The sequence below is a fragment of the Streptomyces sp. FIT100 genome (assembly GCF_024584805.1).
Lineage (GTDB): Bacteria > Actinomycetota > Actinomycetes > Streptomycetales > Streptomycetaceae > Streptomyces.
The window spans coordinates 4,158,109-4,180,874 of the sequence record NZ_CP075715.1 but is presented as its reverse complement, the minus strand read 5'-3'; the positions used below and the strand labels follow the sequence as shown (position 1 = coordinate 4,180,874).

23 protein-coding genes and 3 pseudogenes are annotated in these 22,766 nt (G+C 73.0%); 17 read left to right on the top strand and 9 right to left on the bottom strand.

The features are described from left to right. Positions 1 to 17: 17 nt before the first annotated feature. The 8 genes and pseudogenes from KK483_RS18830 to KK483_RS18795 all read left to right on the top strand — a co-directional run bounded on the left by KK483_RS18830 (position 18) and on the right by KK483_RS18795 (position 6,300). A complete protein-coding gene (locus KK483_RS18830) occupies positions 18 to 1,220 on the top strand; it encodes a helix-turn-helix domain-containing protein (RefSeq protein ID WP_262006374.1) in 1,203 nt (400 codons plus the stop codon). Between the two features lie 194 nt (positions 1,221 to 1,414). Beyond that, positions 1,415 to 1,861: a hypothetical protein gene (locus tag KK483_RS18825; protein WP_262006373.1), complete on the top strand. Its 447-nt coding sequence runs from the start codon at positions 1,415 to 1,417 to the stop codon at positions 1,859 to 1,861. Beyond that, positions 1,858 to 2,052, top strand: a complete 195-nt coding sequence (locus KK483_RS18820; RefSeq protein ID WP_262006372.1) for a hypothetical protein — start codon at positions 1,858 to 1,860, stop codon at positions 2,050 to 2,052. Before KK483_RS18825 ends, KK483_RS18820 begins: the two co-directional genes overlap by 4 nt. 65 nt (positions 2,053 to 2,117) lie before the next feature. After that, a complete protein-coding gene (locus KK483_RS18815; RefSeq protein ID WP_262006371.1) occupies positions 2,118 to 3,005 on the top strand; it encodes a glycosyltransferase in 888 nt (295 codons plus the stop codon). A 57-nt stretch (positions 3,006 to 3,062) separates the two neighbouring features. Continuing rightward, positions 3,063 to 3,752: pseudogene (locus tag KK483_RS18810) on the top strand (glycosyltransferase); the annotation flags it as partial. Between the two features lie 38 nt (positions 3,753 to 3,790). Beyond that, entirely contained in the window at positions 3,791 to 4,657 is an 867-nt protein-coding gene (locus KK483_RS18805; RefSeq protein WP_262009592.1) for a PIG-L deacetylase family protein, read from the top strand. After that, complete coding sequence (locus KK483_RS18800) at positions 4,651 to 5,265, top strand: hypothetical protein (RefSeq protein ID WP_262006370.1); 615 nt, start codon at positions 4,651 to 4,653, stop codon at positions 5,263 to 5,265. The genes KK483_RS18805 and KK483_RS18800 overlap by 7 nt, the downstream gene beginning before the upstream one ends. Before the next feature lie 6 nt (positions 5,266 to 5,271). Next, entirely contained in the window at positions 5,272 to 6,300 is a 1,029-nt protein-coding gene (locus KK483_RS18795) for a glycosyltransferase (RefSeq protein ID WP_262006369.1), read from the top strand. Here KK483_RS18795 and KK483_RS18790 read toward each other — a convergent pair. Both KK483_RS18790 and KK483_RS18785 read right to left on the bottom strand, forming a co-directional pair. Further along, positions 6,297 to 7,343 carry a phosphotransferase gene (locus KK483_RS18790; RefSeq protein WP_262006368.1) on the bottom strand — a complete coding sequence of 349 codons (1,047 nt, stop codon included), beginning with the start codon at positions 7,341 to 7,343 and terminating at the stop codon, positions 6,297 to 6,299. The genes KK483_RS18795 and KK483_RS18790 overlap by 4 nt on opposite strands. Positions 7,344 to 7,585: 242 nt before the next feature. Beyond that, complete coding sequence (locus tag KK483_RS18785) at positions 7,586 to 8,350, bottom strand: CDP-alcohol phosphatidyltransferase family protein (RefSeq protein ID WP_262006367.1); 765 nt, start codon at positions 8,348 to 8,350, stop codon at positions 7,586 to 7,588. Between the two features lie 114 nt (positions 8,351 to 8,464). Between KK483_RS18785 and KK483_RS18780 the strand changes: the two genes are divergently transcribed. The 5 genes and pseudogenes from KK483_RS18780 to KK483_RS18760 all read left to right on the top strand — a co-directional run. Beyond that, positions 8,465 to 9,481 (top strand): zinc-binding alcohol dehydrogenase, encoded by a 1,017-nt coding sequence (locus KK483_RS18780; protein WP_262006366.1) that lies wholly within the window; start codon positions 8,465 to 8,467, stop codon positions 9,479 to 9,481. A 101-nt stretch (positions 9,482 to 9,582) separates the two neighbouring features. Next, positions 9,583 to 9,981 carry a 6-carboxytetrahydropterin synthase gene (locus KK483_RS18775; protein ID WP_262006365.1) on the top strand — a complete coding sequence of 133 codons (399 nt, stop codon included), beginning with the start codon at positions 9,583 to 9,585 and terminating at the stop codon, positions 9,979 to 9,981. Then, positions 9,954 to 11,111, top strand: coding sequence for a glycosyltransferase family 4 protein (locus tag KK483_RS18770; protein WP_399014312.1), 1,158 nt, complete (start codon positions 9,954 to 9,956; stop codon positions 11,109 to 11,111). Before KK483_RS18775 ends, KK483_RS18770 begins: the two co-directional genes overlap by 28 nt. Next, positions 11,108 to 12,205 (top strand): class I SAM-dependent methyltransferase, encoded by a 1,098-nt coding sequence (locus KK483_RS18765; RefSeq protein ID WP_262006363.1) that lies wholly within the window; start codon positions 11,108 to 11,110, stop codon positions 12,203 to 12,205. The genes KK483_RS18770 and KK483_RS18765 overlap by 4 nt, the downstream gene beginning before the upstream one ends. Further along, a pseudogene (locus KK483_RS18760) lies at positions 12,202 to 13,107 on the top strand (lysylphosphatidylglycerol synthase domain-containing protein); the annotation flags it as partial. The gene KK483_RS18765 and the pseudogene KK483_RS18760, both read left to right, overlap by 4 nt. Positions 13,108 to 13,137: 30 nt before the next feature. Here the strand turns inward: KK483_RS18760 and KK483_RS18755 are convergent. Further along, the gene (locus KK483_RS18755; protein ID WP_262009591.1) at positions 13,138 to 14,070 is read right to left on the bottom strand and encodes a RibD family protein; all 933 of its coding nucleotides are present in this window, start codon (positions 14,068 to 14,070) and stop codon (positions 13,138 to 13,140) included. Continuing rightward, positions 14,067 to 14,894 carry a creatininase family protein gene (locus KK483_RS18750; RefSeq protein WP_262006362.1) on the bottom strand — a complete coding sequence of 276 codons (828 nt, stop codon included), beginning with the start codon at positions 14,892 to 14,894 and terminating at the stop codon, positions 14,067 to 14,069. The genes KK483_RS18755 and KK483_RS18750 overlap by 4 nt, the downstream gene beginning before the upstream one ends. Positions 14,895 to 14,962: 68 nt before the next feature. On the opposite strand from KK483_RS18750, the gene ribA reads away from it, so the two are divergent. Continuing rightward, on the top strand, positions 14,963 to 15,655 hold the full coding sequence (gene ribA / locus KK483_RS18745) for a GTP cyclohydrolase II (RefSeq protein ID WP_262006361.1): 693 nt from the start codon (positions 14,963 to 14,965) through the stop codon (positions 15,653 to 15,655). A 65-nt stretch (positions 15,656 to 15,720) separates the two neighbouring features. On the opposite strand, the gene KK483_RS18740 is transcribed toward ribA, so the two are convergent. The 4 genes from KK483_RS18740 to KK483_RS18725 all read right to left on the bottom strand — a co-directional run bounded on the left by KK483_RS18740 (position 15,721) and on the right by KK483_RS18725 (position 19,948). Next, on the bottom strand, positions 15,721 to 16,467 hold the full coding sequence (locus KK483_RS18740; RefSeq protein ID WP_262006360.1) for a TrkA family potassium uptake protein: 747 nt from the start codon (positions 16,465 to 16,467) through the stop codon (positions 15,721 to 15,723). Beyond that, on the bottom strand, positions 16,460 to 17,821 hold the full coding sequence (locus tag KK483_RS18735) for a TrkH family potassium uptake protein (protein WP_262006359.1): 1,362 nt from the start codon (positions 17,819 to 17,821) through the stop codon (positions 16,460 to 16,462). The genes KK483_RS18740 and KK483_RS18735 overlap by 8 nt, the downstream gene beginning before the upstream one ends. A gap of 223 nt (positions 17,822 to 18,044) precedes the next feature. Beyond that, on the bottom strand, positions 18,045 to 19,487 hold the full coding sequence (locus KK483_RS18730) for an RtcB family protein (RefSeq protein ID WP_262006358.1): 1,443 nt from the start codon (positions 19,485 to 19,487) through the stop codon (positions 18,045 to 18,047). A gap of 26 nt (positions 19,488 to 19,513) precedes the next feature. Continuing rightward, positions 19,514 to 19,948 (bottom strand): archease, encoded by a 435-nt coding sequence (locus KK483_RS18725; RefSeq protein WP_262006357.1) that lies wholly within the window; start codon positions 19,946 to 19,948, stop codon positions 19,514 to 19,516. Positions 19,949 to 20,225: 277 nt separating this feature from the next. Here KK483_RS18725 and KK483_RS18720 point away from each other — a divergent pair. Both KK483_RS18720 and KK483_RS18715 read left to right on the top strand, forming a co-directional pair. Then, positions 20,226 to 20,414: pseudogene (locus KK483_RS18720) on the top strand (hypothetical protein); the annotation flags it as partial. 105 nt (positions 20,415 to 20,519) lie between these two features. Next, complete coding sequence (locus tag KK483_RS18715; protein ID WP_262006356.1) at positions 20,520 to 20,936, top strand: CBS domain-containing protein; 417 nt, start codon at positions 20,520 to 20,522, stop codon at positions 20,934 to 20,936. Between the two features lie 4 nt (positions 20,937 to 20,940). Here KK483_RS18715 and KK483_RS18710 read toward each other — a convergent pair whose 3' ends face one another. Continuing rightward, positions 20,941 to 22,032 carry a CdaR family transcriptional regulator gene (locus tag KK483_RS18710; RefSeq protein WP_262006355.1) on the bottom strand — a complete coding sequence of 364 codons (1,092 nt, stop codon included), beginning with the start codon at positions 22,030 to 22,032 and terminating at the stop codon, positions 20,941 to 20,943. 310 nt (positions 22,033 to 22,342) lie between these two features. Between KK483_RS18710 and KK483_RS18705 the strand changes: the two genes are divergently transcribed. Further along, positions 22,343 to 22,705, top strand: a complete 363-nt coding sequence (locus KK483_RS18705; protein WP_262006354.1) for a hypothetical protein — start codon at positions 22,343 to 22,345, stop codon at positions 22,703 to 22,705. Positions 22,706 to 22,766: the final 61 nt, after the last annotated feature.

The window sequence follows — 22,766 nt, the reverse complement described above, 5'->3', positions numbered from 1 at the left end:
CGCGGAGGTTCTGGAGCATGCAGTGGGCGGAGTACACCACCGCTGAGCGCTTGAAGGCGCTGCGCGGCGGCATGACGCAGGAGCAGTTAGCGGAGGCGGCCGGCGTGTCGGTCGGCGTGGTCCGCAAGCTCGAACGTGGCGGAACGGCTTCCCTGCCGTCCTTGCTGTCGATCGCCGACGCGCTCGGTACGGACATCGCCGTGCTCCTCGGCCAGCAGGCGCCTCGACGGTCCATGGACCGTGACGAGCGGTCCGCGTTGCGCCTGGTCTCCGCAGCCACCCATGACGCGGCCATCGGCATCCCCGCCGAGGTCGAGCCGGGCACCGTCGAAGAGCTCCGCGCCGTCGTCCGTCGTGCGGATGCCGCGTACTGGGAAGGCCGGTACACCGAGCTCGGCACTCTCCTGGGGCGGCTCCTTCCCGAGGCGCGGGCCAGGTTCGACGCGGCCGACCTCGATGAGCGGGAAGCCGCCGCCGGCGTCCTGATCGACACCTTTCAGACGGCGGGCATGGCTGCCAATGTGCTCGGATCACGAGATCTGGCGTATGCGGCGCTGACGTACGGCCGCCAGATTGCCGTGCAGGGCGGGGATGATCTGCGTGACACGCACCTCGCCGCCACGACCGCGTGGGTCAATCTCCGCGACGGCCGGACCAAGCAGGGCTTCCTCCTTGCCGCGGCACAAGCCGACCGGATCGAGCCCAAGATGAGCGAGCACGACCCGGAACGCCTGAGCGTGTACGGGCAACTCGTCACGAACGCCGCCGTCGCCGCTTCCCGGGGCGGTGCGCATGCCGACAACGCTCGCGAGTACCTCTCCCAGGCCCACGCCGTTGCTGCCCGGATCGGGGACGAGCACGCCCGCGGCTCGCACGCCCAGCCGTACGGACCGATGTACGCCGCCACGCAGGCGATGAGCATCGCCGTGGCCCTTGGCGATACGGCTGGAGCGCTGCGGCTCACGGACACCGTCCGCCTGGACGACACGGTGCCCTTGGCCACACGGGCCCGCTACGGCCTGGACGTCGCCCTCACCCAGGTCGAATGCCGACGGTGGGATGCAGCCGCCGACACCCTCCAAGCCGTCTGCGCGATGGCCCCGGGATGGGTGCGCCACCAGATGCTTCCCGGCGTCATCATCAGCAGGCTCGCCGGCGTGTCTGTCAACCGACTGCGAGGATTGGCGAACTCCGCGGGCGTGCCCCTCGGAGTGCGTTGACCTACGAGCCGAAGTACCACGGCCCGTAGTAGGTACGAGCGCGCCATCAGCGCGACTGCTATGGGGCGTGGCACACCCTCGGGCGACCCTGCTTCAGCTGCCACGGGACGTGGCAGTCCGACCGGATACGGAGTCTCTCCACTGCGACGGGCCGTGCCTGGGCTCGAATTCCGCAGCACAGCAGCCTTGTGGGCATGCCGAACAATCCCCCCGGCGGCCTCGGGCACGTACCCGTCGCCGTCTACTTGTGCGCCACCACCTCCACCGCCCTCGGTGAGAGCGAGGAGCGTGGCCGCTACTACGCCGACGGCCGGCACTGGCACGTCGCCGGCGTCTGGTCCGACCCCGACCCGGCGCTGCCGCTCATGGAGCGGCCGGGCTGGCAGGCCGTCACGTCCGCCCTGTCCGCCGGGATGATCCGGGGCGTCGTCGTCAGCGGCCCGACGCATGTCGCTGCCGACGCCGCCCAGTTCGCGGCTCTCGGCGTTCTCCTCCGCGACCGGGGAGGGTTCCTCGCGGACGCGTCGAACGGCGCCCCGGCCCGTCGAACCCCTGGCCAGGCCCGGCGCCGTCGCGACATCGCGGACGCGGCCTCCGGCTGGTTCACGCAGCTGGACACGTACGAGGAGGGCGCCTCGTGAACGCCCAGCGTGCCTGGGTTGGCGACCTCGTGCGGGACGGCGACAGACGGCGGGCGATCGTCACCGACGTCCGCACCGGCGGCACCGTGTGGGTGCTGCGACCGCCGACCGGGGGCGGGCCCCACTGGGAGACCGACGAGCCCGACAGCCTCGAAATCCTCGCCCGCTCCGAAGCCCGGGACAGCTGTTGAGCACCCGCGCTCACTGCCGACCCTTCCGTCCCGCCCGTGCACCACGCCCGAAAGGCGAAGTCGCCGTGTACGCGTTCGGCCTCTGCATCGACCAGCAGTACCTCGTCCCCGGCCTCGCCACCCTCGCCGGCCTGGCCGACAGCCTCACCCCGGCGTCCCGCCGCAACGCCGCCGTACGGGTGCTCACCCTCGACCTGGCCCCGGCGCAGGCCCTCCTGCTCGCCGACTTCGCCAAGCGGGTCGGCTTCGGCTCCTTCGGCCTCCGCCGATGCGCCCCTCTGCGGACCTCGCGCATGGCGGACGCCTCGTACATCACCGTCACCACCTATCTGCGGTTCGAGTTCACGCCGAGCTTCGTCCGCCGTCCCTACCTGATCTACGTGGACGCCGACGTGCTCGTACGCGGAGACGTGAGCGAGCCGCTCGGCTCCCTCACCTCGGACGAGACCGGCGCTGTGCGGGACGAGTTCAACCCGGCCGTCGGCGAGTGCCCGGCGCTGCCCGGAGCCGCCGAGCGCTGGCCCCACCTGCGAGGACGCCCGTACTTCAACGCAGGCGTGCTCTGGACCCACACCGACCACATGCCCCGCATCCGCCAGGGCGTCGAGCAGACCCTGATCCACGCCCGGCGCCACATCCTCCACAACGACCAGGACGCCCTGAACCTGTGGCTGCTGCGATCCGGCCGAGTGCGCCCCGTGGCCGGCGGCTTCAACCGGTTCGAGGTCGGCCGATTCCTGGAACGCGGGAACTGGGTACGCCGGGTCGTCACACGGTCGCCGAAGCCCGATCCGACCGCCGCCCTCGTGCACTTCGTCGGCCCCGAGAAGCCGTGGCAGGCAGACTGCCCCGGCACGGAGGAAGTCGTCGAATACCGGCGGCACCTGGCAAGAACCATGCGTCACGTCCGGCGCCTGGGTGCCATCGGCGTGGAACCGGCGGGTCTGCGGTGAACACGAGAGTGCCGCCGGCCGTCTCGCGCGCTGCCCTCGCCCTGACCGGCCTTCAACGAGGCCGCCTACCTGCCCCGCTACCTGCCCTCCGTCCTCGCCTCCCTCGCCCGCTGGGAGGAGATCACCGGCCATACGGGAGAGGTGATCGTCGTCGACAACGCCAGCACCGACGCCACCGCCGACATTTCCGCCTCTTTCGGCGTCCGCGTCGTCACCGAAGCCGTTCGCAACATCGGCCGGGTCCGTAACACCGGAGCGCACGCCGCCCGCAGCGGACGCCTGTTCTTCACCGACGCCGACGTGGCGCTGCCCCTGGAGGCGGTCACCGCCGCTGCTGCGGCCATGGACGCCGGGGCCGTCGGCGGCGCCATCCCCCCGCTCTACACGCCCGAACGGCTCGGCGCCCGCCTGCTGTGCGCGTACTGGGACCACTACCGAACCCGCCGCGGCGGAGCCCAGGGCGTCAACCAGTTCTGCACCGCCGACGCCTTCCACCACGTCGGCGGGTACCGGGACGACCTGTTCATGAGCGAGGACGTGGAGTTCTTCGCCCGACTCACCGCCCACGGCCAGGCCACCGACCGGCCCGTGACCATCCTCGACGAGTTGCGTGTACGCCCGTCGACCCGCCGCTACGACCAGTGGTCGAGCCTCCGGATGCTCTGGTGGCAGAACCCCGTAACCGCCCGCCTGCGCCTTCGGTCACCGCGCATGTGGCGCCACTGGTACGAGACGACCGTGCGATGACGAAGGGGACCACCGTGGAATCGACCCTGACCCTGCCCATGCCGGACGGGACCGGCATCTACACCTTTCCCGACGACCTCCACCGCGCCCACCAGTCGCACACCCAGCAGCTCGCCGCCCGCCACCGATACCACGACCACCGCGTCCTGGAGGTGACGGCACCCCACGCCCGCGTCCCGTACTACATCGAGGCGCGCACCCTCGCCGGCCGCCCGGTCCTCGCCATCGAACCCCATCACGACGACTTCGCCCTCTCGGCCTCAGGCACCTTCCTCGCCCACCCCCGACCGCTGACCGTGGTCACCGTCTTCACCCGATCCCGGAGCGTGCACCCCGCCCTCGAGACCACGTACGCCGACGTCGACACCGTGTCCGAGCTGCGCGACCGGGAGGGTGCCGCCGCGCTCGCGCCGTTCGTCGCCCGCCGGCACCTCCTCGGCCACAAGGACGCCGAGCCCCCGTACCGGCCCTACACGCCCGAAGCGCTCGACCGGATCACGGACGAGCTCCGCCGGATCGTCGCCGCCCACCCCGGCGCCGAACTCCTCGCGCCCGCCGCCGTCACCCGCCACCCCGACCACCTCCTCGTCCACGAGGCAGCGGTCCGCCTCGGCTGCCGCTGGTTCTGGGAGGACCTCGCCTTCTGGTCCACGTACGCGCTCGCAGGCTGCGACCAGCACCTCTTCCGTACGCGTACGGGGGCGACGATGCGGTCCGAGCTGGTCGACATCACCAACGTCGTCCTCGACAAGGTCACCGTCCTGCGGATGCACGGCTCGCAGATGTACCCGGCCCGGAAGATGTACCGCCCGATCCGGCACGCCTTCACAACGGCGGCCGACCTCGTCGACGGGCCCGGGCTCTACGCCGAGCGCTTCTACCGGACGGAGGAGCCGACGTGCTGATCATCGCCCTGGAAGGACCCTCCTACGCCGGCAAGTCCACGGCGATACGCCACCTCCGCCGCACCGACCTCGGATCGCGGGCGTTCGTCTCCGACTGCTACGTCAAGCACATCGCCCACCGCGACGACATCCCTCCGGCCCGTACCGACTCGGCGGCTGCCCAACTTGCCGCCTTCGAGAGGTTCATGGAGATCGAAGCGACGCGCTTCGCCGAGGCCACCACAAGCGGCAGGCAACTCGTCATCCTCGACCGCTCCGTGGACACCCTCCTCGCCCACGCGTACGCCCTGGACGCCCTGTTCGGGTACGGCGTCCACCACCAGCTCCGCGACCGCCTCAGGACGCTCTCCTTCCTGCGCCCCGACCACACCCTCTACCTCGACGTACCGGGGGACACGCTCCACCTCCGCCGGAAGACCGCCGGCCACACCGCCGCTGAGTCCGAGTACTTCCTCCACGAGCCCGGCTTCCTCCGCCATGCACGCGACTACTTCGTCCACACGCCCCGGCGGCCCGCGACGAGAGAACTCGTCGTCCTGGCCGCCGACGCCGTTCCGGACGACGTCGCGCAGGCGGTGGAAGCCCTCGTCACCTACTGGGCAAGGTGAAGAAGGATGCCCACCGCCCTGTTCGCCTGGCGCCGCACCCCGCCCCCGTTCCTCATCGGCGGCGCCGAGGTCACCCAGCAGCTCCTCGCCGAAGAACTCGCCACCGCCGGCTGGCACGTCACCTACCTCGGCTCGCACGAGGCGCCCTGGGACGGAGTGACTCAGCTCCCCGACATGCGCGCCCACCTCGACAGGCATCGCGTCCCGTACGACGAGACGGACGGCACCCTGCGCTACCGGTGGAACGGGGTCGAATGCTCTGCGTTGACGCAGAACAACGTGGAGCACGCCCTCGACGGCCTCCTGGGAGACCTCCACCCCGACATTGTGTTCACCTCGCAGGAAGGCTCGGCACAGCTCGCCACGCGGGCCCGACCGAGTGCGCTCGTTGTCGGCCTCCTGCACTCGGTCTCCGCCACCGGCCTAGGAGTCCTCGGCGGCCGACCCCACTACGGCCTCGCCGTGTCAGAGTTCGTCCGGGCGCGCGCACCCCACGCGCCTGGCACCCGCCTCGCCGTGATGTACCCGCCGTTCGCGCTGCCCGACGAGAGCTCGGGCGAGGCCCGCACCGCGTCCGTACTCATGATCAACCCCATCCCCGCCAAGGGCTCCGCGCTACTGCACCGGCTCATCCGTCTCATGCCGGAACAGCACTTCACCCTGGTCGAAGGCTGGTGGGACACCGCCGCCGACTTCGCCGCCCACCCGAACGTGACGTACGTGCCCCGCGTGTACGACATGGGGCCGCTGTACCGCAGCCACCACCTGCTGCTGGTCCCCTCCACCGTGGAAGACGCTTTCCCCCGCGTGATCATCGAGGCCGCGCTCCACGGCGTCCCGACCATCGGGACCGACCGGGGCGGCATCCCCGAAGCCATCGGTGACGCGGGCATCGTCCTGCCCGCCGCCAGCCCCGAGACATGGGCGCGCGCGATCCGGGCAGCGGACCGCGAGGCGCTCGGCGCAAGGGCCCGGCGCCGGGCGGCCGGGTTCACGCGGCCGTGCCTGCCCGAGCTCCGGGAGCTGGGGATCTAGGCAGACCCGGCGAACGCCCGCTCCACCACGTCGAGTCGCTCCGTCCACCAGTGAAGGAGCGCCTCATCGGCGATGAACAGCTCGTCGAAGGAGCAGTCGCCCCGGTCATAGTGGAATTCGAGCTGCCAAAAGTCCGTCATCCGCTTCCACCACAGGCGGCGCGCGGCGTCGGCCAGGTCGGCCGACTCCAACGGGATCACCGACCGGTAGCCGGCAACGAAGGCCGACACCCGCTCCAGGTCGAAGACACCCTCCACCCCGAACTGCACCTGCGCCGTACGAACGACTTCTTCCGCGTATGGGCGGACGCCCAGCCGGTCCCAGTCCAGGACAGCGGCCAGCTCGCCATCTGCCCAGAGTAGGTTCCGGTACTGGAAGTCTCCATGCGTCCAGCCGTGAGGGCCGACAGGGACAGCGCTCTGCGGGCGCAGATGGGAGCGTTCGGCCAGCAGGGCACGGCGTCGTTCCAGGGCGACCTTCGCCACAGCGTCAAACGCGTCGCCGGCACTGCGCGCCAGCACTGCCGCCGTGTGCCGGTCAGCCTTCTGAACGGCCTGCTCCGGTGCTGTCACGTCCGCTCTGCCCCTCTCGGGCACGGGGGGCAGTTGCCCGCTGTCGGCAACTGCCCCGAGCGCCCTATGGAGGCGCGCAAGGTGTGCACCCAGCGCGGACACTCGCGGAAGAGGGAGATCAATTCCACGCATATGTTCCCCTACCGCCCACGGGAACAAGCAGTATGCCTCGCCACCGACCTCGGCGATGGCGTCGCCCGAAGCCGTGGTGACCGGGGTGGGCACGGGGATGCCTTCGGCGCCGAGGGCGGGGAGAACTGCGAGGTTGCGCCGCAGTCGGTCGAGCGGTACATCCATGACCCGCTTGAGGGCGAAGGACCCGACGACAGTGTCCAGTTGCCAGTTCACGTTCATCAGGCCCTCGGCCAGATGGTGTCTACCCAGCACGCCGCCGAGACCGAACGCAGTGATCAGGCCGTCAACATCGTGAACCGAGATATGCGTCCTGTCCGCGATGGTCGTGTCAGTCACTTTGGCGACGATACGCGAGCGCGGTACTCAGGCGCACAAGGATCAAGGCTTCCCCCCGGGCCCACCACGCCTGAGTCGTCAATCGATGTCCGGCCGATCGTGGAGGACGCCGCCCGGGCGGTGGCAGCCGTGTGCGAGGGCATCACTCGTCAACAACCCTGCGGGTCAATACAGCTAGGGCTTGTCGTCCGGGATGCCATATCGGAAGCGGGGTCTGGTGCACGCCTCCGGAACCGCCTCGGTCACGCCCTCTCGCGCACCGCGTCGGCGTCCCTGACCACGGCCGCGCCCGGGCGGATCCTGACGCGCCACAGCCATCCGATGTCCCGTCCGAAGGACCAGACGAGGCAGGCGAGCGCCGCCAGGACCGCCGCGTGGGCGAGAACCCGCGGGAGGATCCCGGCGGTGGCCGTGAGCAGCACGATCCCCTGAAGGGCGGCCACCGTCTTGCGTGCCGTGCTCGGCGGAAGCGGCCCGTGCAGCCACGGCAGTACGCGGGCCGCCGCGACGAAGGCGTAGCGCATGGCGCCGATCGCCAGCACCCATGCGCCCAGCGACAGGGCGACCTGGACGCTGAGCACCAGGATGAGGACGGCGTCGGCCTCCATGTCGAAACGCGCCCCGAGGGAGGACTCCGTCCGGGTGCGCCGGGCGACCTGTCCGTCGACCGCGTCAAGGACGAGCGCCACCGCGGTGAGGGCCACCAGGACCGCGACCGGGGTGCGGCCCGCGAAGGAGTCCGCGACCAGGGCGGTCACCCCGCCGATGAGCGTCGTCCGGGCCAGGGTGACGCCGTTGGCCGGCCCGAACGGCCCGGTCCGCGACCGGCTCAGGGCACGCGCCAGCACCGCCCAGGTGGCGGCCGTGAACGCCAGACCCGCCAGCAGGCCTGCGGGCCCCAATCCGCCCGCCGCGGCGAGCAGGACCAGCAGGAGCGTCGTCGCGAGCGCCCCCGCGGCCGGCTCCGGGCGCAGCCGCCTCGTGTCGTGGTTGCCGCTCGGGGCCACCGCTCACCACCCTCCGGCCGTGTGACAGAGTCGACGGGTGCCGCGTACCGTGTGCGCGGCCTCATGATTGTCAGAACGTAAGCCGTCGTACGAGCGTTCAGCGGGAGGGCGCCGATGGAGCGTGCCGCACGCGCCTTCTGGCTCAGCTCCCCCGGCCACGGCGAGATACGGGACGTGGTCCTGCCCGAGCCCGGCGCCGACGACGTCGTGGTGCGCGCGCTCTGGTCCGGGGTGAGCCGCGGCACGGAGAGCCTCGTCTTCCGCGGGGGCGTGCCGCGGAGCCAGCACGCGGCGATGCGGGCGCCGTTCCAGGAGGGCGACTTCCCCGGGCCGGTCAAGTACGGCTATCTCGGCGTCGGCGTCGTCGAGGAGGGCCCGCGGCGGCTCTCCGGGCGCACGGTCTTCTGCCTGTACCCGCACCAGAGCCGCTACGTCGTGCCGGCGAGCGCCGTCACCCCGGTGCCGGACGGCGTCCCCGCCGAGCGGGCCGTGCTCGCCGGGACGATGGAGACGGCGGTGAACGCCCTGTGGGACGCCGCCCCGCTGGTCGGCGACCGGATCGCCGTCGTCGGAGCGGGGATGGTCGGCTGCTCCGTCGCCGCGCTCCTCGCCAAGTACCCGGGTGTACGCGTCCAACTGGTCGACCCCGAACCCGCCCGCGCCGCCGTCGCCGAGGCGCTCGGCGTCGGCTTCGCACTCCCCGAGGACGCGCTGGGCGACTGCGACCTCGCCGTCCATGCCAGCGCCACCGAGGCCGGACTCACCCGCTGTCTGGAGCTGCTCGCCCCGGAGGGCACGGTCCTGGAGCTGAGCTGGTACGGCGACCGGCGCATCAGCGTGCCGCTGGGGGAGGCGTTCCACTCCGGCCGGCTGGTCCTGCGCGGCAGCCAGGTGGGGCGGGTGGCCGAGGCCCGGCGCTCCCGCCGGAGCTTCGCCGACCGGCTCGCGCTCTCGCTCGACCTGCTCGCCGACCCCGTCTTCGACGCGCTGATCACCGGCGAGTGCGGCTTCGACGAACTGCCGTCGGTGCTGCCGCGGATCGCCTCGGGCGAGCTGCCGGGGCTGTGCCACCGCGTGCGGTACGACCAGGACACCCATCGGGCCGCCCCGAGCGGGCCCTTCGGCACCTGACACCGGACGACCTGCGTCGTTGAACAGTCCGCGCCCTTCCGCCGTAGTGAAGGGCAGGGGGCCGCGCAGGCCGGCCACGTCGCACCGGGAGGTCACAGCCGTTGTTCAGCGTCACCGTCCGCACCCATCTGATGATCGCCCACAGCTTCCGCGGCGAGGTCTTCGGCCCCGCGCAGCGGCTGCACGGAGCGACCTACCTGGTGGACGCCACCTTCCGCCGCACCGAGCTGGACGCCGACAACATCGTCGTCGACATCGGGCTGGCGACGAGCGAACTGGGCGAGGTGGTGGCGGAGTTCAACTACAGCAATCTCGACGACGCACCCGAGTTCGCCGGGGTCAACACCTCGACCGAGTTCCTGGCCAAGGTCGTCGCCGACCGCCTGGCCGACCGGGTGCACGCGGGCGCGCTGGGCGAAGGCGCCCGCGGTCTGTCCGCGATCGCGGTCACCCTCCACGAATCGCACATCGCGTGGGCGAGTTACGAGCGGCCCCTGTGAGCCTCGCGGCCGGCAGCCCCGAACCCGGGCGCACGGTCCGGTTCATGATGCCCGGCGCCGTCGACGATCCGGGGGCGCCGAGCGGCGGCAACACGTACGACCGCAGGGTCTGCCGGGAGCTGCCGCAGCTCGGCTGGCGGCTCCACGAGCACCGTGTCGCCGGCGGCTGGCCGCGTCCCAGCGCCGGGGCGCGCGCGGAACTGGCCCGGACGCTGGCCGAGTCGGCGGACGGCTCCCTCGTCCTCCTCGACGGGCTCGTCGCCTGCGCCGCCCCGGAGACCCTCGTGCCCGAGGCGGGACGGCTGCGCCTGGCGGTGCTCGTGCATCTGCCGCTGGCCGACGAGACCGGACTCGCGCCGGACGTGGCCGCGGCCCTGGACGCCGCGGAACGCAGCACGCTGCGGGCCGCCACGGCGATCGTGGCGACCAGCGACTGGGCGGCCCGCAGGCTCCGGGACCACCACGGACTCGCCGCCCGCCGGGTCCATGTCGCCGTGCCCGGCGCCGACATCGCGCCCCTGGCGGCGGGTACGGCCTCGGGCACCGGCGGCGGGCCGCGTCTGCTGTGCGTGGCCTCGGTAACCCCGCGCAAAGGGCAGCACCTACTGGTGGAGGCCCTGGCCGGCGTCGCCGACCTGCCGTGGGGCTGCTCCCTGGTCGGCGGACCGGGCGGTGACCCCGGCTACGCCGCCCGGGTCCGCGAGCTGATCTCGCGGCACGGCCTCGACGGCCGGATCCACCTGGCGGGCCCCCGGAACGGCCCCGAACTGAACGCCAGCTACGCCGCAGCCGACCTCCTGCTGCTCACCTCGCACGCCGAGACCTACGGCATGGCCGTCACCGAGGCGCTCGCACGCGGCGTCCCCGTGCTGGCGACGGCCGTCGGCGGCGTCCCCGAGGCGCTCGGACGCGCCCCCGACGGGGGCCTGCCGGGCGCCCTGGTCCCGCCGGACGACCCGGCGGCGCTCGCCGCGGCGCTGCGGCGCTGGCTCACCGACTCAGGCGAGCGCCACCGGGCGAAGTCGGCCGCGCGACGGCGGCGTACCGCCCTGGCCGGCTGGGAGACGACCGCGCGGGCCCTGGCCAAGGCCCTCGAACACACCCGGCAGCACCCCCTGGAGGCAGCATGAGCGCGACCGGTGTCGCCCACTACACACCGGAGTGGCTGGCGCTGCGGGAGGCGGCCGACGAGGCGGCCCGCGCGGTGGAACTGCTCGATCCGCTGCGGGAGTTCCTCGCGCGGCCCGGGGGCGGCAAGCCCCTGGTGATCCGTGACCTCGGCTGCGGCACCGGTTCCATGGGGCGCTGGCTCGCCCCGCGCCTCGACGGTCCCCAGCACTGGATCCTGCACGACCACGACCCCGGTCTGCTCGCCCTGGCCGCCGGGCAGTTGCCCCGTACGGCCGCCGACGGCGGCGCGGTCACCGTCGCGACGGAGCACGGTGACATCGCGCGCCTGACCGCGGCCGGGCTCCGGGGCACCTCGCTGGTGACGGCATCCGCGCTCCTTGACCTGCTCACGCGCGAGGAGCTGGACGGGCTCGTCGCGACCTGCGCCGGGGCCGGCTGCCCGGCGCTGCTGGCGCTGTCGGTGCTGGGGCGGGTCGACCTCACCCCTGCCGACCCGATGGACGCCGAGATCGCCGACGCGTTCAACGCCCACCAGCGCCGTGCCGACCGGGGCCGGGGACTCCTCGGACCTGACGCCGTCGCGGCGGCGTCGGTGGCCTTCGCCCGGCACGGCATGACCGTACGGGCCCAGAGCAGCCCGTGGCGGCTGGGTCCCGTCGACCGGGTCGGGCCGACGGGGACGTCAGAGGCTGCCGCCACGGGGGAAGCGGGGTCCGGTCCGTGCGGCTGTGGGTCCGGTCCGTGCGGCTGCGAGGCGGGGGACGGAGCCGCGGCGGAGCATGGGCGAGCGACCACTGGGGGCGCCTCCCGGACCCGCAGGGCCCGGAGGGAGGAGCCGCAGTTGTGCGTACCAGGGCTCGCGAGCGCGGAGGGGCCCGGACGACGGGCCCCAGGGCCTGCGTCCTCCGCGCTGACGGAGCAGTGGCTGCGGGGCTGGGTCGGGGCCGCCCGTGAGCAGCGGCCGGAGCTCGCGTCGCGCGCCGACGCGTATCTGCGGCGGCGTCTCGCCGCCTGCGAGGCGGGCGAGTTGCGGGTGGTGGTGCACCACAGCGATGTGCTGGCGCTGCCCCGGCCGGCGGGGCGCACCCCGTGAACGGGGCGATCCGGGCAGTGGTGCCGATCGAGGCAGTGGGGGCGGTGGGGGCGGTGGGGGCGGTCCGGGCGCGCCTCGGCCTGTTCGCCGGCGCGGGCATCCTTGCGGCGACGCTGTGGTGGCAGGGCACCGGCGCCCTCCTCGCCGGTGTGCGCGGTGTCGACGGCACGACCCTGCTGGCGGCGCTCGGTCTCGGCCTGTTCACCACCGTGCTGTGCGCATGGCGCTGGTGCCTGGTGGCGCGGGGGCTGGGCATCCGGCTGCCGCTCGGCCGGGCCGTCGCCGACTACTACCGGGCCCTGTTCCTCAACGCCGCGCTGCCCGGGGGCGTCATCGGCGATGTGCACCGGGGGGTACGGCACGGCCGCAGCGCCGGTGCCGTCGGCCGGGGCATCCGCGCGGTCGTCCTCGAACGGGTCGCGGGCCAGGCGGTGCTGGTCGCGACGGGCGCGGCGCTCCTGGCCGCGTACCCCGCCGCGGCCCCGGCGGCGGCTCTCGGCACGAGCGGCACGAGCGGCACGACCGGTGTGATCGCCGCGGTCGGCGCGGTGTGCGCGGTGTGCGGGCTCGGGGCCGTGGCCGCCGTACGGCTGCGCCGGGGGCCGGACAGCTCACGGTGGCGCCGTGCGCTGCGCACCACGCTGGCCGAAGCGCGCCTCGGACTGCTCGCCCGGGCGAACTGGCCGGGGGTGCTGGTCTCGTCGGTCGCGGTGCTCGCGGGGCATCTCGGGATGTTCCTCCTCGCCGCCCGCGCGGCCGGATCGACCGCTCCCGCCGCCGAGTTGCTCCCCCTGATGGTGCTGGCGCTGCTCGCGATGGCCCTGCCACTGAACGTCGGCGGCTGGGGCCCCCGGGAGGGCGTCACCGCCTGGGCCTTCGGAGCCGCGGGCCTCGGCACCGCGCAGGGGCTGACCGTCGCCGTGGTGTACGGGCTACTGGCCCTCGTCGCGAGCCTGCCGGGGCTCGGGGTGCTCGCCGTCCAGTGGGTCGCCGGAATGCGGCGTCCGCAGGTCGAGCTCGAAGAGGGTGTCCTCGCCGAGGGCGGCACGCCGCACCGCCGGCCGGAGCGCGTCCCGCATCAGGTCGGGGCCGGGGAAGCCGATGCCAGGGACGCCGTCGCCGATCAGGACCGGCGCGACGGTCACGTACAGCCGGTCAAGCGCACCCGCGTGCAGGAAGCGCGACACGGTGACACCGCCGCCCTCGACCAGCACCCGGCCGAGACCGCGCCGCGCGAGCTCGTGCACCAGGCGGCGGGGGGCGAACGCGGCGCTGTCGGGCAGCGTCAGTACGTCAACGCCCTCGACGTTCTCGACGCCTCCGGCACCGGCACCGGCACCGGCGACAGCGGCGCTGTCGGCGCCCACCACCCACAGGGTCGGCGCCTCCCCGTCCGTGAACACCCTGCGCCGCAGCGGCACCCGGCCGTGCGGGTCGAGGACGACGCGCACCGGGTGCTGCCCGGCACAGGCCCGGACCGTCAGCCGGGGATCGTCGGCGACGGCGGTGCCGGCCCCGACGACCACCGCGTCGGCCAGCGCGCGCAGCCGGTGCAGGTGCTCCCGGTCCTGCGCACCGGTGACGTAGTCGGCGTCACCCTTGCGGGTCGCGATGAACCCGTCGAGGCTCTGCCCCAGTTGTGCGAACGTGGTGCGCGGACCGGCCAGGCAGAGCGGCAGATAGCGGTCGGCGAGGACAGCGGCGGCGGGCGAGGCGTCCCGCCACCGGAGCCGGCCGTCGGCACCCCTGAGCAGCCCGGCGGACGCGGCGTCCGCCTCGGACCGTACGCGGAGCAGCCGCTCCCAGGCTTCCGCGGCGCCGAGCACGGTGGCACGGCTCTCCACCGCGCCGCGGCGGCCGGTCATCGTGCCTCCCCCGGCGCCGGGTCCGGGGATTCCGTGGGGGCCAGCAACGAGAAATACCCGGCGAACGAATCGGTGAGTCCGGCGAGCAATTCCTTGCCCTTCTCGGCCGTTGCCAAGGACGGCCGGCCGATCACGCCGGTCTCCGTATAGGCACGCAATCCCAGGGTGAGGAAATGCTCGCGGTCGTCGGCGAGGAAATCGGAGGTCATATGGCCGGAGCGGACGAGTTCCGGATGCTCGTGCAGGAGGATGGACGTCTCCAGCTCACCGGCATGCATATCGCTGTGCGCCGGTGTCCGCACGCCCGCCCGGTCCCTTGCCGCACTCCAGTCGGCGGATCCCGGGAAAAGCGCCATGCGCGTACCGCCGCCTGCGGCCCCGGCGGACCCGGCGGACCCGGCGGACCCGGCGGACCCGGCGGACCCGGCGGACTCCTGGACGACGTTGCGCAGGACGTAGTTTCCGCCGTGGCCGTTGATCAGGACCAGGCTGCCGATGCCCGAGCGGCGCAGCGAGTCGGCGATGTCCCGCACGACGGCGTACAGCGTCGCGGCGGAGATGCTCACGGTCCCCGGCCATGCCGCGTGCTCGTGCGAGCAGGAGACCGTCACCGGGGGCAGCCGGAGGACCGGATACGCGGCGGCGACCTCCCGGGCGATGGCGCAGGCTATGAGCGTGTCCGTCATCAGGGGGAGATACGGCCCGTGTTGCTCGAAGCTGCCGATGGGCAGGACCGCGACACCGGCCCGCCGCGCCCCCGCGTCCAGCGTCGTGTCCAGCGGCAGAAGTCCCCGCACCGGGGCTCCCGCGTCCGGGCCGTTCATCTTCCCCGACCCCTTCCCCGCCCCATTTCCGAGCCCATTTCCCAGAGGCTACCCGATAGGATCCGGTCATGACAGACAGCTATGGCGTACACCGCGACGGTGCGCGTTCAGCCGGCACCGAACGCATGGCAACTGTCCAACTCTCCACCGAATACGGGGTTTTTCTCGCCGTCGGTTATCTGGACCGGAAAAGCGGTGACGAACACATGGCGCTGGTGTACGGCGACGTCGAAGGGGACGACGCACTCACCCGCGTGCATTCGGAGTGTCTGACCGGTGACGCCTTCGGTTCCCGGCACTGCGAGTGCGGCGACCAGTTGTCCGCGGCGCTGCGCGCCGTCGTGCGCGAAGGGCGCGGCGTGCTCGTCTATCTCCAGGGCCACGAGGGGCGGGGGATCGGCCTGTTGGCGAAACTCCGGGCGATGCAGCTCCAGGCGGAGGGGCTGGACACCGTCGAGGCCAACCTCGCGCTCGGGCTGCCGGCGGACGCGCGCGACTACCAGGTGGCGGCGGACGTCCTCCACGACCTCGGGGTGCGATCCGTACGGCTGCTGTCCAACAACCCCCGCAAGCGCGAGGCGTTGCTGCGGCACGGCATCAAGGTGACCGAACAGGTGCCGCTGCTGACAACGCCCCGCGAGGAGAACATCCTCTATCTGCGCACGAAGCGGGAGCGCTTCGGCCACCACCTTCCGCACCTGGACCTGGAGCCGGGCCTGGACCTGGAGCCGGGCCTGGACCGCGCGGCCGACCGGTCCTGAGGGGTGCGGCGGAGGGGGCGAAGGGGCGGATACAGCGGCGGAGGCGAATACGGCCCCGGGCGCCGTCAGACGAGGTCGGCGAAGGTCTCCACCGCCCGGGTCCGTCCGGTGACGATGACGATGTCACCGAGGCGTACGACCGTCTCGGCGGTGGCGTACGTGAAGTCCTCGCCGGAGCGCTTGATGCCGACGACGGTGACGCCGTACCTGGCGCGGACCCTGAGTTCGCCGAGCGGCTGCCCCGTCGCGCACGCCGGTGCGACGGTCTTGGCCAGGGCGTAGTCGTCGTCGAACTCGATGAAGTCGAGCATCCGGCCGGTGACCAGGTGCGCCACCCGCTCGCCCATGTCCTGCTCGGGCAGGACCACATGGTGGGCGCCGACCCGTTCCAGGATCCTGCCGTGCTGGCGGCTGACGGCCTTGGCCCAGATGAGGGGCACCCCCGCGTCGGCGAGGTTGGAGGTGACCAGGACGCTGGCCTCCAGGGAGTCGCCGATGGCCACCACGGCGCGGGAGAACTCGACCACCCCGAGCTGGTCCAGGGCCTCGGGGTCGGTGCAGTCCGCGGCGGCCGCGTGGGTCAGCACGTCGCGCATCCGCTGCACCAGGGCGGCGTCGGAGTCGATGCCCAGGACGTCCCAGCCGCGGCGCATCAGTTCGGTGCCGAGCGAGCAGCCGAAGCGCCCCAGCCCGATCACGGCGACCCGGAGGTCGCCCCGGAGCTGTCCTGCTCGCGGTGCGGCGGCGGCGCGTTCGGAGGGCCGGTGGGCGCCGCGGCGACGCAGCCGGTCCAGGTATCGGGATCTAGCCAATGACGGGTCGCTCCTCGGGCAGCTGGTAGCGGCGGCCGCGTTCGCGCAGCGCGAGCGCGGAGGCGAGGGTGATCGGGCCGAGCCGGCCGGCGAACATCAGGGCGATCAGGACGAGTTGCCCTTCGACCGGCAGGTCGGGGGTGATTCCCGTGGTCAGTCCGCAGGTGCCGAACGCCGAGGTGGTCTCGAAGAGGACCTCCTCCATCGATGCGTCGCTGACCGTCAGGACGATGATGGTGGCGACCATGACCGCGCCCACGCCCAGCAGGGCGACGGTCAGCGCCTGGCGCACGACGCCGGGCGCGACCCGGCGGCCCATCACCTCCACCGCCGTGTCGCCGCGGGCCTCGGCCAGGATCGCGGCGGCGAGCAGGGCGAAGGTGGTGACCTTGATGCCGCCCGCGGTGCTCGCACTGCCGCCGCCGATGAACATCAGGACGGTGGTCACGAGCAGGGTCGAGTGCCGCATCTCCCCGACGTCGACGCTGTTGAAGCCCGCCGTACGGGCGGTGACGGCGTTGAAGAAGCCGTTCATGAGCCTGTCCGGCCAGGCGAGCGGGGCGAGCGTGCCGGGGTTGGTCCACTCCAGCAGGCAGGTGAGGACGCTGCCGACGGCGAGCAGCACGGCGGTGGTGAGCAGCGTGAGCCGGGTGTGCAGCGACCAGTGACGGGCGGAGCGGGCCAACGTGCCCCGGCGGCGGCTGCGCAGCAGTTCGAGCAGGACAGGGAAGCCGATGCTGCCGAGGATGCAGGCGAGGGCGATCGGCGCCATGACCCAGAAGTCGGAGGCGTAGCCGACGAGGTTGTCCTGGCGCAGTCCGAATCCGGCGTTGTTGAAGGCGGAGACCGCGTGGAACACCCCGGAGTACGCCGCCTGCCCGATCGGCTGCCCATGGCCGAAGTGGAAGCGCAGCGCCAGCCAGACGGCGGCCGTGAGCTCGACGACGGCGGTGATGCGGGCGATGCCGAGCAGCACTCTGCGGACGTCCCCGATGCCCAGGCTCCTCGTCTCGGCCTGTGCGGTCAGCTGAAGGCTCAGCCGGAGCCGGCCGGAGACCAGCAGCCCGAGGAGGGAGGCGAACGCCATGATGCCGAAGCCGCCGAACTGGATCAGGCCCAGCACCACCAGTTCGCCGAAGAGGCTCCAGTGCGTGCCCGTGTCGACGAGGGACAGCCCGCCGGACATCGCGCCGGTCGCGGTGAACACGGCGGGCACCACGCCGGTCGGCAGCCCGTTCGCCGCCGAGACGGGGAGGACGAGCAGCCCGGTGCCGAACGCGATGGCCGCGGCGAAGGCGCCGACCACCACCCGCGCCGGATGGGCCAGCAGCGCGGCCCATCGCGTGCGGTGCATGCCGTGTCCCTTCGTCGCCGACACCGCCACAAAATAGTGGCGATACGGGATGAAAGGTGCGCATGACTGTCCGAAGGCGCCACCGCGCGGCGCCGTATCGCGCCCCTGGCGCCGTTCGAGACCATGCGGCCCGCGGCGTCAGCGGGCCGCGTCAGCCCTTGACGTCAGTGCCGCGTCAGCCCCTCACGACAGCGCCGCGTCAGCCCTTCACGACAGCGCCGCGTCAGCCCTTGACGACCCCCAGCGGGACCAGCCGGGCCACCTTGCGGCACAGCCCCGCGCCCTCGCTCGCCTCCACGACGCGGTCGATGTCCTTGTACGCCATCGGGGCCTCCTCCGCGAGTCCGCGCCAGGAGGTGCCCCGTACCGCGATCCCCTGCGCCTCCAGCTCCGAGCGCAGCCGCCTCCCGTCGACCTCCCGTGCGGCGCGGTGCCTGCTGCGCACCCTCCCGGCGCCATGGCACGTCGAGTGCCAGGCCCCGCCGCCCGGCACACCCGCCAGCACGTACGAGGCGGTGCCCATGGTCCCCGGGATGAGCACGGGCTGGCCGAACCCGGCGAGTTCGCGCGGCAGATCGGGGTGGCCGGCCGGCAGCGCGCGGGTGGCTCCCTTGCGGTGGACGCACAGCCGCAGCGGGGCCCCCGCGACCTGGTGCGTCTCCAGCTTGGCGAGGTTGTGCGAGATGTCGTACACCAGGTCGAGACCGCAGCCGACCGTGTCGGCGAAGGCCCGCCGGGCCGCCTCGGACAGCAACTGGCGGTTCGCGCGGGCGTAGTTGGCCGCGGCGGCCATCGCCGCCAGGTAGGCGCGGCCCTCGTCCGAGTCCGCGGGGACGCAGGCGAGCTGCCGGTCGGGGACCTCGATGCCGTACCGCGCCATCGCACGGTCCATGGTGCGGACGTGATCGGTGCAGATCTGGTGCCCGAGGCCGCGCGAGCCGCAGTGGATCATCACGCAGACCTGCCGCTCCCGCAGCCCCATCGCCCCGGCCGCGGCCTCGTCGTAGACGGTCTCGACCGCCTGCACCTCCAGGAAGTGGTTGCCCGAGCCCAGGCTGCCCAGCTGCCCGAGGCCCCGTTCCACGGAGCGGTCGCCGACCTGTCCGGGGTCGGCGCCGGACAGCACCCCTTCGTCCTCGCAGCGCCGCAGGTCGCGGGCGACGCCGTGCCCGCGCTCGACCGCGTACCGCGCGCCCTCCGTCAGGACGTGCCCCAGCTCGGCCCGGCCGACCTGCCACACCGCCCCGCGCCCCGCCCCGCGCGGGATGCGCATGCCGAGCTCGTCCATCAGACGCCGGAGGCGGTGCGGAGCGAGCGCGTCGCGGTCGTCGCCGGCCGCGAGCAGCCGCACCCCGCAGGAGATGTCGAAGCCGACACCGCCGGGCGAGATCACGCCCCCGTCCGCCGTGTCCGTCGCGGCGACGCCGCCGATGGGGAAGCCGTATCCCCAGTGCACGTCCGGCATCGCGTACGAGGCGCCGACGATCCCCGGGAGCACCGCCACGTTCACGACCTGGAGCAGGGCCTGGTCGCCTGCGGCCTCGGGCAGCAGGGCCTGGCTGGCGAAGACCACGCCCGGCACGCGCATGTCCCCGTGCCGGTCGATACGGAAGCGGAAGGGTCCTTCCTTGACGACCTCAACGGTCTTCTCGACGGTCCGGACCATGATCGATCGCCTCCTGCAAGCCCCTCCTACACGTCCAGCGTCACCGAGCAGCGCCAGCCCCCGGGCCCGTGGGCGAACGCCAGCTCATGCAGCGTCACCGCCTTCGGCACCGCGCCGATCAGCGGCAGCGCATCGACGTGCGCGACCTGGAAGCCCACCTGCAACCCGCCCCTGACCGGGGTGATCTCGACGTCCACCGGCACCTCACCCGCGGTGTCGAGCCAGTAGACGAACTCCTCCAGGAGGGCCACCAGAAGCTCCTCGTCGCGCTCCGCCCGGATCATCACGTCCCGCGTGCGGGTGACCGCCGCCCCGCCGAGGTCGGCGAACGACTCGGCGACGCCGCGCACCGCGTGCGCCAGACAGTCCTCACGGGTGGGGGCCCATGCCTCGACCCGCAGGTCAGCGGTGTGCGGAACACCGCGGTGCCCGCCCGGCCGGGCAAGCTGTCCCCGTCCCATCGCCGCCGCCCCGCTTCCCTGGGCGCCATCCCCTACTCCTGACTCCTCCATCCTCCCCCCGGGAGGCCGCGCCGTGCAGCACCCTTCCCGCCGCTCCCCGTCATGCTGGAGCCACACCGGAGTCAGGCGCCGGGAGTCGGGAGTCGGGCGTCAGGGGTTCCCCGCGCATCGGAGGATCGTGAAGGACTGGCAGAGCTGGGCGGCGCTCGTCATCTTCATCGGCACATACGCGCTGATCATCAGCGAGAAGGTGCACCGCGTGGCGGCGGCGCTCGGCGGCGCCGGTCTCGGCGGCAACGCCACCGCGATCGGGGCCAGCGCCAACGTCGTCGTCCTCGGCATCGCCGAACGCAACCGCACCCCCATCTCCTTCTGGCACTTCACCAGGTACGGACTCGTCGTGACCGCCATCACGGTGGCCCTCGCGGCGGTGTACGTATGGCTGCGCTACTTCGCCCTGGCCTGACCGGTCAGAACCCATGAACGCAGATACCGCAGATACCGCAGACGACTCAGACCACATGGACGACGCTGGAGACAGCGACCAACGGCAGCAGACGAGGAGCCGGCCGTGCGCGCACGAGACCTGGCAGTCGAGTACGAATACGTGACCGTGGACAGCGACGCCCTCGCCGGCTCCCAGATGATCAAGGTCCTGGTGCCCGAGTACGTGATCGAGGACCCCACCCTCGCCGCCGTCGTCGACGAAAAGCACGCCGACCGCCTCTGCCGGTCCCTGATCGGCCGCCGCGTCGGCGACTGCCTCCCCAGGAACGCCCCCGCCCCGCCCGTCGCCGACCCCGACGACACCGCCCTGGAGGTCGCGGCCCTGATGTCCCGCGTCCGCAGCCCCCTCGTCGCCGTGGCCGAGAGGTCCGGGACCGGAACGACCCCCCGCCTCCTCGGCGTGATCACCGCCGCCCATCTCCTCCACGAGCTGCTGCGCGAGGTGGACGACCCGGGCGGCGCCGCCGGGCCGCACCCGTGAGTCCTCAGAGTTCCCGCGCGGGCCAGTCCAGCAGCCGGGCCCCGATGACCGCGGTCTGCAGCGTGTAGCGGTGCATCGGGTCGGCCGGGTCGGCCCCGGTCAGGGTGCGGACGCGTTCGAGTCGGTAGGTGAGCGCCCGCACGCTCAGCCGCAGCCGGCGGGCGGCCTCGGCGGCCACGCAGCCGGCGTCGAAGTAGACGGCCAGCGTGTCGATGAGCGGCTGTGCTCCGCCGCGGGCCGTGCGCAGCGGCCCCAGGGTGGTGCGTACGAGGTCGGCCATGGCCTGTCTGTCCCGGGTGAGGACGGGGAAGACGAGCAACTCGGCGGCGCGCAGCACCGGTTCCTCGTACCCCATCCGCGCGGCGAGGTCGAGGGCGCCGAGGGCCTCCTCGTAGCTCTGCACCACGCCGCCCGCGCCCGGATGGGGCCGGCCGATCGCCACCTGGCCGCCGTCGGTGGCGGCGTGCGCGTGCTTGGCGAAGTGGCCGAGCATCTCGGGCTGGTCGCCGGGGGCGATGCAGATGATCCGCCCCTCCTTCGTGGCGAGCAGGATCAGCCGGTCGCCGAAGCGGCCCACGAGCGCGCCGTCCACGCGCCGCGTGACGGGATGCGTGTCGTCGTACGGCTCCGGGCCGTGGGCCACGGCGACCGCGTACGCGTGGGAGAGGCGCAGGCCGAACCGTTCCGCCCGCTCGGCCAGCCTGCCCAGGTCGCTGCGTCCGTACAGCAGGTCGTCGATGAACTCCCGCCGTGCGGCCTCCTCCTGGCGTACGGCGAACCGCTGGGCGCGTTCGAAGCCCTCGGCGAAGGCGTCCACGGCCTGGGCCATGGCGGCGAGGACCCCGTCCACCGACGCGCCCGGCGCGGCGGCGGGCCAGTGTTGGCGGGTCGTGGCCAGATGACTCGCCACGAGGGCCCGCAGCCCGTGGCCGTCCTCGGCGGCCCGTTCGCCGAGGGCGCGCCGGGCGTCGAGCTCGTCGCGGGTGAGGCGGCGGCCGGTCAGGGCGACGTCGGCCAGGATCCGGGCGTAGCCGTCCAGATAGGCGTCGGGCATCTCGCGCGTCGCGCGTATGGCGCGTATCTCGGACCCTGTCATCCGATCCCCCTGTTTCCTGACGTCCCTCTGACGGTTCTTTGACGTCCGGGAGTCAGGGTGGCAGAGGGGCCGGGAGTGACGGCACCCGGCATCAGGAGAGTGTAAAGACTGCCGGAGACCGGCAATGCGAACACCTGTGCAGCACTGTCAGGATGCGTACGGGGAAACACGGGGGACGTTCCCGGTGCGGGAGTCCGGAAGGAACTGCCGCACCGGGGCCGGCACCGGGGTCGGCATCGGCACCCGCACCGGGGCCCGCGCCGGGGCCGGCACGCCGACGGCGCCTGCGAGGGGGAGGAAGCGAAGACGGATGGGCGAGTTCCTCGAAGCCGCCGCGGCCTTTCCCACGGTCCTTTTCTCCTCGGCGCTCGTCGTGACCGCGGGTTTCTGGCTCACGGTCCTGCTCGGCGCCGCAGGCGCCGAGACCTTCGACGCGGACGCGGACCTCGACGCGCTCGGCATGGGCGGGGTCCCGGTCTCCGTCGCGGGCTCCCTGCTGATCGCCTTCGGCTGGTCCACCAGCCTCACCGGCTCCCTGCTGCTCGGCCGTGCGGGGATCGCGGGCGCCCTGCACCATCTGCTCGGCGTGCTGCTGCTCCTCGCCTCGCTCCTCGCCGCCTGGCGGGCGACCCGGCTGCTCGTACGGCCGCTGGCGAGGCTGTTCCCCCGCTGAGACGGCCCTCGGCGCGGCGGGCGGGCCGGCCGATCGCGAGCAGGACATGGGTGGCGCGGCG

Excerpts from the sequence above, each read along its gene's own strand:
- KK483_RS18830 (WP_262006374.1), top strand. The coding sequence starts at position 18 with ATGCAGTGGGCGGAGTACACCACCGCTGAGCGCTTGAAGGCGCTGCGC.
- KK483_RS18825 (WP_262006373.1), top strand. The coding sequence starts at position 1,415 with ATGCCGAACAATCCCCCCGGCGGCCTCGGGCACGTACCCGTCGCCGTC.
- KK483_RS18805 (WP_262009592.1), top strand. The coding sequence starts at position 3,791 with ATGCCGGACGGGACCGGCATCTACACCTTTCCCGACGACCTCCACCGC.
- KK483_RS18795 (WP_262006369.1), top strand. The coding sequence starts at position 5,272 with ATGCCCACCGCCCTGTTCGCCTGGCGCCGCACCCCGCCCCCGTTCCTC.
- KK483_RS18780 (WP_262006366.1), top strand. The coding sequence starts at position 8,465 with ATGGAGCGTGCCGCACGCGCCTTCTGGCTCAGCTCCCCCGGCCACGGC.
- KK483_RS18765 (WP_262006363.1), top strand. The coding sequence starts at position 11,108 with ATGAGCGCGACCGGTGTCGCCCACTACACACCGGAGTGGCTGGCGCTG.
- KK483_RS18755 (WP_262009591.1), bottom strand. The coding sequence starts at position 14,070 with ATGACCGGCCGCCGCGGCGCGGTGGAGAGCCGTGCCACCGTGCTCGGC.
- KK483_RS18750 (WP_262006362.1), bottom strand. The coding sequence starts at position 14,894 with ATGAACGGCCCGGACGCGGGAGCCCCGGTGCGGGGACTTCTGCCGCTG.
- ribA (WP_262006361.1), top strand. The coding sequence starts at position 14,963 with ATGACAGACAGCTATGGCGTACACCGCGACGGTGCGCGTTCAGCCGGC.
- KK483_RS18735 (WP_262006359.1), bottom strand. The coding sequence starts at position 17,821 with ATGCACCGCACGCGATGGGCCGCGCTGCTGGCCCATCCGGCGCGGGTG.
- KK483_RS18730 (WP_262006358.1), bottom strand. The coding sequence starts at position 19,487 with ATGGTCCGGACCGTCGAGAAGACCGTTGAGGTCGTCAAGGAAGGACCC.
- KK483_RS18725 (WP_262006357.1), bottom strand. The coding sequence starts at position 19,948 with ATGGGACGGGGACAGCTTGCCCGGCCGGGCGGGCACCGCGGTGTTCCG.
- KK483_RS18710 (WP_262006355.1), bottom strand. The coding sequence starts at position 22,032 with ATGACAGGGTCCGAGATACGCGCCATACGCGCGACGCGCGAGATGCCC.
- KK483_RS18705 (WP_262006354.1), top strand. The coding sequence starts at position 22,343 with ATGGGCGAGTTCCTCGAAGCCGCCGCGGCCTTTCCCACGGTCCTTTTC.